Raw genomic sequence first — 8,677 nt, forward strand, 5'->3', positions numbered from 1 at the left:
CCGCTATCGCGGGGCAAGCCCGCTCCCACGCAGCTCGGGCAGAGTCCATTGCGTGGGAGCGGGCTTGCCCCGCGATAGCCTTGCAACAGACGACAGCGTTACAGGAACATCCCCCCGGAAACCTCCAGCCGCTGCCCAGTGATCCAGCCATTGCCCTGTTCAAGCAACAGCGCCACCGCCGCACCGATATCATCAGGCAAGCCGACCCGTCCCAACGCGGTATTGCCGGCGATGAAGTCATTGACCTGGGCATTGTCGCGCACCACACCGCCGCCAAAGTCAGTCTCGATCGCCCCTGGCGCGAGAATGTTCACCCGGATCCCCCGAACGCCTAGCTCCTTGGCCTGGTAACGGGTCAGCACTTCCATGGCGCCTTTCATGGCGGCATAGGCGGCATAGCCGGGCAGGGCGAAGCGGGTCAAGCCCGTGGAAATGTTGACGATGCGCCCGCCGTCGGCCAGCAGCGGCAACATCTGCTGGGTAAGGAAGAACGGCCCTTTGAGTTGGATATTCAGCAACTGGTCGAACTGCGCCTCACTGGTTTCACTGAACGGCACGTTCAAGCCGATCCCGGCATTGTTCACCAGGTAGTCGAACTGACGACGGCCAAAGTGCTGCTCCAGGGTGTCGCTAAGACGTGCTGCAAAACCTGCGAAGCTGCTGCTGTCGGCGACATCTAATTGCAGCATGGCGGCGCGCCCACCCGCTTGTTGCAGTTGTTCGGCTAGCGCTAAGGCTTGATCGGCTTTGCTGTGGTAAGTGCCGATAACATCGATGCCGCGCGCCGCCAGGTGCTGGGCGGTGTTTTTACCAAGGCCGCGGCTGGCGCCGGTGATCAATGCAATCTTGCGAGTCATGGCGAACTCCTCATGGGTGGTTGTGAGGAACAGGTTATTGATCGCCTCCAGGCTGTTAAATCCTGTGAATTTGGAAATACTGTTCGCTAGATCCGGATAATCGAGTGCCTGAGGATGAACAAGCTTGAGCTGCTGAAGACCTTTGTCAGGGTCAATGAACTGTGCAGTTTCACCCTGGCCGGGGAGAGCCTGGGCCTGCCGCGCTCTACCGTCTCCGAGCAGGTCAAGGCGCTGGAGCGATTGCTCGGTAGTCGGCTGTTCAACCGCACCACCCGCCGAGTCCAGGCGACTCAGGACGGGCTGCTGCTGTACGAGCGCAGTAAGGACTTGCTCTCGGGCATGGATGAGATCGAAAGCTTGTTTCGTGCCGACGATGCGCAATTGTCCGGCCGCCTGCGGATCGATCTACCGACCATGATGGCGCGACGGGTGATCATCCCGGCGTTGCCGCAGTTCCTCCAGCGTCATCCTCATCTTGAGGTGGAAATCAGCTGCACCGATCGTCAGGTCGACCTGTTGCGTGAAGGCTTTGATTGTGTGATGCGCATTGGTGCGCTCAGTGACCTGGACGTAGTGGCGCGGCCGATCGGCCAGTTGAGCATGCGCAACTGCGCCAGCCCCGCTTACCTGGCCACATTCGGCATGCCGCACAGTCTTGCCGACCTGGCCGGGCATCGACTGGTCCACTACGTGCGCAATCTTGGCGCGCGCAGCGCAGGATTCGAGTATGAGCGGGAAGGGCAAGTGTACTTGCAGCCCATGGGTGGCGTGGTCACGGTCAACAATGCCGAAGCTTATTCTGCCGCTTGTCTGGCAGGCCTGGGATTGATCCAGGTGCCTGCAGTTGGCGTGGCCGAGCACCTGCGCAGTGGCGCGTTGGTCTCGGTGCTCGAACCCTGGCAGGCCCAGGCCATGCCGGTGTCTTTGTTGTATGCACGTCAGCGCCATGTGCCACGCCGGGTCCAGGCGTTCATGAGCTGGTTGGCGGTGGTGCTCGAGGGGCAGGTCGATCCAGCGGCGAGCGCCAGTTGAAGCGAGCGGATGGCTTCACGGCTGCGAAAACCTTGGCCGTCCCCTGCCGACTTGCGCTAGGCTGGCCCTTGCGCGTTGCCCGGCAGAGGCAGCCGCTTACCCTGCGTGCGTGACTCCCATCTTTTTGCGAGGTACGCCATGGCCATTACATCCCAGGACATCTGCAGCGCCGCTGACCAGCTCAATGGTTTCGTCGGCTTTCACGGCAAGCGCGGTACGCATATCGTGCGCTTTTCAGAAGACGCGTTCGGCATGGACGTGGCGGATGACAGCATTACTCCCTGTAGCGAATTTGTCTGGCGAGCCGAAGCCGGGACGCGCATGGCGTTATGCCGTGAGCGGCTAGCCTTGTTGCTTGGGCAACATGTGGATGATCGACTGAATATTGGCCAGCCTTTACGCATTTATTTGCAGCGCACGGACCTGCCGGAAATCGTCGCCGAGCGCAATTTGCGCTGATTGATCGGTTGTTCTATCGGCGGGGCTGCGGTAGATGTGGTGTCAGAAGCGGCCTCTTCGCGGGCAAGTCCGCTCCTACAGGGGCCGCGCCGAACTGGAAATTGGCGCTAATCCTGTGGGTGCGGGCTTGCCCGCGAAGAGGCCAGATCTGACATAACCCCCAAGGCTCAACCCGCCCCATGCTGCTGATCATCCGGTTGACGCAACAAGGCCTCGAAACTGTCCTTGTCCACCGGCCGGCTCAAGTAATAGCCCTGCACTTCATGGCAGCGCTCCTTGCCCAGCGCCTTGAGCTGTTGCTCGGTCTCCACCCCTTCCGCGGTGACCGTCAAACCCATCGCCTTGCCCAGGTTGATGATCGCCTGCACTACCGCGCGGTCATTGCCGTTTTGGCTGTTCAGCCCGGCAATGAACCGCTTGTCGATCTTGATGCTGTCGAACGGATAGGTGCGCAGATAACCCAGCGATGAATAGCCGGTGCCAAAATCATCCATGTTCAGCCGCACGCCCAACTCCTTGAGCGCGAGCATCGTGCCTAGCGCCCCTTCGATGTCGTTGAGCATGACATTCTCGGTAATCTCCAGCTCCAGACGTTGCGCCGGGAAGCCGGTCTCCAACAGGATATCGCGCACATCGGCGACCACGTCACTGCGCGAGAACTGCGCCGGAGACAGATTGACCGAAACCAGCAGCGCCTGCGTCCAGTCGCGAGCGGTGCTGCAGGCTTCGCGCAGGACCCAGCGGCCGAGTGCGGCAATCAGGTCGCTTTGTTCGGCCAGCGGGATGAAGATGTCCGGGCCAAGCAAGCCTTCCTGCGGGTGCTGCCAACGCACCAAGGCTTCCACGGAAACGATGCGCAGATCGTCCAGGCGGTAGCGCGGCTGATAATGCAGGACGAACTCATTGTGCTTGAGCGCTCGGCGCAGGTCGTTTTCCAGCTGCCGGCGGTACTGGATCTGCTGGCTCATTTCCGGCGAGAAGTAGCGCCAGCTGTTCTTGCCGTCGGCTTTGGCCTGATACAGGGCAATGTCGGCGCAGCGGATCAGTTCGCCGGCATCGAACCCCTGCGATCGGGTCTGGGCTACCCCCAGGCTGGCGCCGATGTGCAGTTGTTGTTCTTCATAAGCGATGGGCCGTTGCAGCAGCTCGATCAGGCGCGCGCAGAGGCGGTCGATCTCGCTGCGATTGTCCATGCCGCTGAGGACCAGGACGAATTCATCACCGCCAAGCCGCGCCACCAGATCACCGTCGCGGGTGGTGTCGCGCAGGCGAGCAGCCACTTCCTGCAATACCGCATCGCCTGCCGGATGGCCGAGCGAGTCGTTGATTGGCTTGAAGTTGTCCAGGTCCAGCAACAGTAAGGTCAGCGGCGGCGAGTCGCTGCCGCGCAGCAGGGCTTGCTCCAGATGACGCGACAGTTTGTTGCGGTTGGCCAAGCCCGTCAGGGCGTCATGCATGGACAGGTGCTGGATCCTGGCGTGGGCATCGACCTCGTCGGTGATGTCGCTGGCGGTCCCGCGAAAACCTGCCAGCTTGCCGGCATACACAATCGCACGTGCCGAGATCCGGCAGTAGCGGTTCTGCCCGGTGTGGTCGCGGTAGGCGCAGCGCAGGTTGGCCAACTGCTGTGGATCGGTGTCGGTCTGGGCGTCCAGCCAGGGTGACAGGGGCGTGGTGTCGCACGCCAGCAACTGGTTGAGCGGCTGGCCCAGCCAGTCCTCCACGCGATACCCGGTGACGCTGGCGAAGCGCTGCGAGAGATAGGTCAGGCGCTGGTGGCGATCGGTTTCCCAGATCCAGTCAGACGCCGCCTCGGCAACTGCGCGAAAGCGCTGCTCGCTGGCTTCCAGGGCCTGATTGCTCTGTTGCAGGCGTTGCAGGCTCAGGTCGATGGCCTGTGAGCTGCGCAACGCATGGCGAAACAGATAAAGCATCACCAGGCCCAGCACTACTAAAGCGCCGAGCAAGGGCGGCAGCACCGCCCAGAGCAACTGGCGGCCGGGTTGTGGGCTACTCCAGGCCAGGCGATAGCCGGTGTTGCCCAGGGTTATGCGCGGTTGGCCGTGGGCATCGCTGTTGACTGGCTCGACGCGCATGTCGCTCAAACCTGCACCCTGGCCGAGCTTGGTCAGCTTGGCTTCGGTCAGTTGGTCGACGAAGAGCATGATCGGCGCCTGGGCCACGTCGGCTTCTGAAACCTCTATGTCAGGGCGAATGGCGGCGGCAGTGAGTACTGCCGGCCAGCCGTTGAGCAAGACGAAATGAGTGATCTGCTCGCGTGCGGGGGCGGCTTTTCGCGCTTGGGCTATGATCGGCGCCAGGGCAGAGTCTATGTAGGCGCTGGCCGGCGATCGGCTTGGGCTGCCTTTAAATAGGGCATAGGTTGTGCGCTGGTCATCAATCACGAACACGCCTTCATAGCCGCTGGCGCTGAACAGCGATTCGCCGACGTTCTTCTCTTCGTACGCCCATTGCCAGTCGACCTCACCGCTCAGGTGCTGGTAGGCGGCGTCCCACACCGCGTAGCTGGAGAGAAACTGACGCGAGGCGAGCAGGCGCTGCTCCAGTGCTTGGGTGGCGTGGAAGGTGCTTTGATCCTGCTCTTGCTGATCCAGGGTGGCGGCGATATTGAACAGCGCCCCGAGCGTGACCAGCGCGGCCAGCAGAAACAGCGCAGAAAAGCCAAAGATCAAACGACGTACTTGCAGACGTGGAGCGGGGCTTGCGGGCGATAGGGCGACGGTCCTGTCCATGCGCGAGGCTACTCCTTGTAGAACTGCATCCCTCCCGCCGATGGCTTGAGGGAAGGTTCATTCAGGATAGGCCAGCCTGAGCGGTGCGCCGCCGGCACGATTGAAATTCACCTGGTCGCGGCCTTGGTGCTTGGCTGCGTACAACGCTTTGTCGGCCTCTTCCAGCCAGTGTTCGGCAGACTTGAGTTCGGCATTGAACGCCGCCAGGCCGATGCTCAGGCTGATACGCAGCGCAGGCAGCTGCGGGTTGCGGTAGGCATTGACCCGTTCACGCAGGCGCTCCATGGCCTGGCCGGCACGCGCTTCGTCGATATTCGGGAAGATCACGCAAAACTCGTCGCCGCCGTAGCGCCCGCCCAGGTCATCCTCGCGCAGGTTACGCCGCAGTTCCTGGCTCAGATGGCGCAGCACGCAGTCGCCGACCACATGACCGAAGGTATCGTTGATGGTCTTGAAGTGATCGATATCGATCAGGGCGATAACCGCGGGTAGCTGCTGCTGGCGACAGATCTGGAATTTGAGTAGCAGCAGGTCCTTCCACGAGCCATGGTTGAGCAGGCCGGTGAGGCTGTCGGTGCGGCTCAGGGCGCTGAGCTGTCGCTTGTGATCGGCCAGCTTGATTGCCAGCCGGTAGCACACCCAGCCCAATGCCAATGGGTAGAGGGTGAGCATCGGCAGGCAGGCGAAAACCTGCAAGGGGGTGGCTTGCAGCTGCAAGCCGGTACCGATTACCAGGCTGGCCAGCAGCATACCGACCAGTTGCGCCAGTAAACCGCGGATAACCATACGTTTACCGCCGGCGGCGACATTGTTCATGGCCATCATCGACAGGATGGTGACACTGGGCAGTGGATTGAAGTGGAAGGCAGCAGTCCAGAACCCGCCCATCAGCGAATCGAGCAACAAGTTGCGCTGTTCGGCCCGGTAGGGCGCTGCCGAGCGCATCGCCCACTGATAGGCCAGGTGTGGCCAAGCCACAGCGTTGACCAGCATCAACACCCAGACCCAGGTCGGCGGCTGCAAGGGGGCCATCGCAGCCATCACGCAGAACAGGCCGATGCCCATGCCGAGGATCCGCGGCAGGTAGATGCGCCTGACGAATGAGAGTCCCTTGCCGCTGTTATTATCGATCATGGTCGTGGTTCTTCCGTGGGACGCCGTTTATCGCATAAATCGCGTGAATATTGTTCAACAGTGTTCGCTCGGCGAAAAATGACCTTACAAGCCAATTCACGGTTGATCCGATCACTGTGGGGTAACATGAACGCCTTGTTCCTGCTCGGAGTGCTTCTGTTCATGCTGCCCACGGCCTCTAACGCCGCTGACCCGGCGCACTACAGGGATGGACGATTCCACAATCAGGCAACGCTGCCCCAGGATGGGGCGATGAAGAAACTGCGCATTGGCCTTAAGTACTTGTTGTTGCGCAAGCCGCCCGAGACCCGACCCGCTGCGCCCATCAGCCTGCTGCCGATGACCCGTCAGCAGGTGCTCGATGCGCCAGACCACAGCCTCTGGCGACTGGGGCATTCAACGGTACTGCTCAAGCTGCGTGGGCGCTTCTTTATTACCGACCCAGTTTTCGCCGAACGCGCCTCGCCGGTGCAATGGGCAGGGCCGCTGCGTTTCCATGCACCGCCCCTGGCGCTGAACGAAGTGCCAGCACTGGCCGCGGTGATTCTTTCGCACGATCATTTCGATCACCTCGATGAACAGGCCATTCGCCAACTGGCAGGGCGCACCGACAAGTTCCTTGCCCCGTTGGGCGTGGGCGACCGGCTGATCGACTGGGGTGTACCGAGTGAGAAAGTGCGTCAACTCGATTGGTGGCAAGAAACCGAGATAGGCGGCGTGCGTTTGGTGGCCACCCCGGCGCAGCATTTTTCTGGTCGCGGGCTGTTCGACAGCAATCGAACCCTGTGGGCCTCGTGGGTGATCATCGATGATGACCTGCGGCTGTTCTTCAGTGGTGATACCGGCTACTTCGACGGCTTTCGGCAGATCGGCGAACGCTATGGGCCGTTCAACCTGACCCTGATCGAGACCGGTGCCTATAACCTGGCCTGGCCGAATGTTCATATGCAGCCAGAGCAGAGCTTGCAGGCACACCTGGATTTGCGCGGGCAGTGGTTGTTGCCGATCCACAACGGCACCTTTGATCTCTCCATCCATGGTTGGCAGGAACCGTTCGAGCGCATTCTGGCGTTGGCCGCGCAGGCGCAGGTAAAACTGAGTACGCCGCAGATGGGCGAGCGCATCAGCCTCGACTCACCGCATGCCGGGCAGAACTGGTGGCAGCCACGTCCGATACGCCAGCAGGGCAGGGCGGCGCAGCGCTCGGTGGCTTCACGCTGAAGATCAGATCTTCGGCTCCTGGCGGCGGCTTGTGGGCTTATTGCCTTCTTTAAGTAGCTGCGAAGGAGGCTTGCCGCTGTCGCTGCGGACTTGGGCGTGGCTTATGAGGGCGAAGATAAAGCTGCCGCCTATGATGTTACCGACCAGGGTGGGCAAGGCGAACTCCAGCCAGAAGGCCTGCCAGGTTTCATCTCCGGCCCATACCAGGTAGGACACTTCCACGGAGCCTACGACGATATGGGTGAAATCGCCCAACGCCATCAAGTAGGTAATCATCAGGATGATCCAGATCTTGGCGTTCTCCATGGCGGGGATCATCCAGACCATGGTGGCGATCATCCATCCGGAGACGATGCCCTTGGCGAACATCTGGCTGATGTCGTTCTTCATCACCTTGCGGCCCACTTCCAGAAACGCCACATCGGCCTTGCTGTCGAAGATCGGCAATTCGAGCATCACCCACGCTACTAATATAGTGCCGGCCAGATTACCCAGGAGAACCACGCTCCAGAGTCGCAGCAGCCGACCCAGGTTGGCCAGGGTGGGAGTGGTCATCAGCGGCAGCACGGCAGTCAGGGTGTTTTCGGTAAACAGTTGCTGGCGAGCCAGAATCACGGCCATGAACCCCGCGCTGTAGCCGATGCTGGCAATCACCTGGGCGCTATCGCCTTCGGGTAGACGGGCATAGAACAAGCCCATGGCCATGAGCGATAGGCCCATGCTCAGGCCTGCGGCCAAGGCTGACCACCATAGTGCGGCGAGGGTGCGCTCAAGCTCTTGGTCGCCCTGGGCACGAATGATCTCGTGCAGGACCGCTGCTCGGGGCGGTTGGTTGTGGCTGATTTCCTGCTCTTCATCCGCCGACAGGCCTGGGGTCTTGTCGCTCTGCGCATCGCTCATGGCCGCTGTGCTCCGCTGGGTGGTTCTCTACAGATCCGTTGAGCTTCTATTTAGTTGCTCACAACCTTGATAACAGTCAGAAAGTTTTTTTAGATCAAGGTGTTGACTCAGATTTCAAACCGCGTATTATTCGCCTCCTCGCAGCGATGCACGCAGCGAGATGCAGCAAACGCTTGAGATCCACAGCGGTGAAGAAGGTAGTTGACAGCAGCTTGTAACGCTGTAGAATTCGCCTCCCGCTACGAGAGATCGCAAGCGAGTCAAGTGTTTGAAGTTGAACGAGTTTCTCGCAAAATACTTCGAAATAAACGCTTGACAGAC

Annotated in this window: 7 protein-coding genes; 3 read left to right on the forward strand and 4 right to left on the reverse strand. The window is 60.9% G+C overall.

Annotation, left to right across the window (positions count from 1 at the left end):
- Positions 1-98: 98 nt before the first annotated feature.
- Complete coding sequence (locus tag AAZU54_RS24545) at positions 99-857, reverse strand: SDR family NAD(P)-dependent oxidoreductase (protein ID WP_312154729.1); 759 nt, start codon at positions 855-857, stop codon at positions 99-101.
- A 114-nt stretch (positions 858-971) separates the two neighbouring features.
- Here AAZU54_RS24545 and AAZU54_RS24550 point away from each other — a divergent pair, with 114 nt between their 5' ends.
- Together AAZU54_RS24550 and AAZU54_RS24555 are read left to right on the forward strand one after the other, a co-directional pair.
- Positions 972-1,889: a LysR family transcriptional regulator gene (locus AAZU54_RS24550; protein ID WP_312154728.1), complete on the forward strand. Its 918-nt coding sequence runs from the start codon at positions 972-974 to the stop codon at positions 1,887-1,889.
- A 138-nt stretch (positions 1,890-2,027) separates the two neighbouring features.
- Positions 2,028-2,348, forward strand: coding sequence for a DUF2025 family protein (locus tag AAZU54_RS24555; RefSeq protein WP_186557602.1), 321 nt, complete (start codon positions 2,028-2,030; stop codon positions 2,346-2,348).
- Between the two features lie 167 nt (positions 2,349-2,515).
- On the opposite strand, the gene AAZU54_RS24560 is transcribed toward AAZU54_RS24555, so the two are convergent.
- Entirely contained in the window at positions 2,516-5,101 is a 2,586-nt protein-coding gene (locus tag AAZU54_RS24560) for a bifunctional diguanylate cyclase/phosphodiesterase (RefSeq protein WP_434727782.1), read from the reverse strand.
- A 57-nt stretch (positions 5,102-5,158) separates the two neighbouring features.
- Entirely contained in the window at positions 5,159-6,235 is a 1,077-nt protein-coding gene (locus AAZU54_RS24565; protein ID WP_434727783.1) for a diguanylate cyclase, read from the reverse strand.
- 126 nt (positions 6,236-6,361) lie between these two features.
- Between AAZU54_RS24565 and AAZU54_RS24570 the strand changes: the two genes are divergently transcribed.
- A complete protein-coding gene (locus tag AAZU54_RS24570; protein ID WP_312155657.1) occupies positions 6,362-7,456 on the forward strand; it encodes an MBL fold metallo-hydrolase in 1,095 nt (364 codons plus the stop codon).
- Positions 7,457-7,459: 3 nt separating this feature from the next.
- Here AAZU54_RS24570 and AAZU54_RS24575 read toward each other — a convergent pair whose 3' ends face one another.
- Positions 7,460-8,356, reverse strand: a complete 897-nt coding sequence (locus AAZU54_RS24575) for a formate/nitrite transporter family protein (RefSeq protein WP_186557606.1) — start codon at positions 8,354-8,356, stop codon at positions 7,460-7,462.
- Between the last annotated feature and the right edge of the window lie 321 nt (positions 8,357-8,677).

This window comes from Pseudomonas sp. Je.1.5.c (genome assembly GCF_051129895.1).
Taxonomy (GTDB): Bacteria; Pseudomonadota; Gammaproteobacteria; order Pseudomonadales; family Pseudomonadaceae; genus Aquipseudomonas; species Aquipseudomonas urmiensis.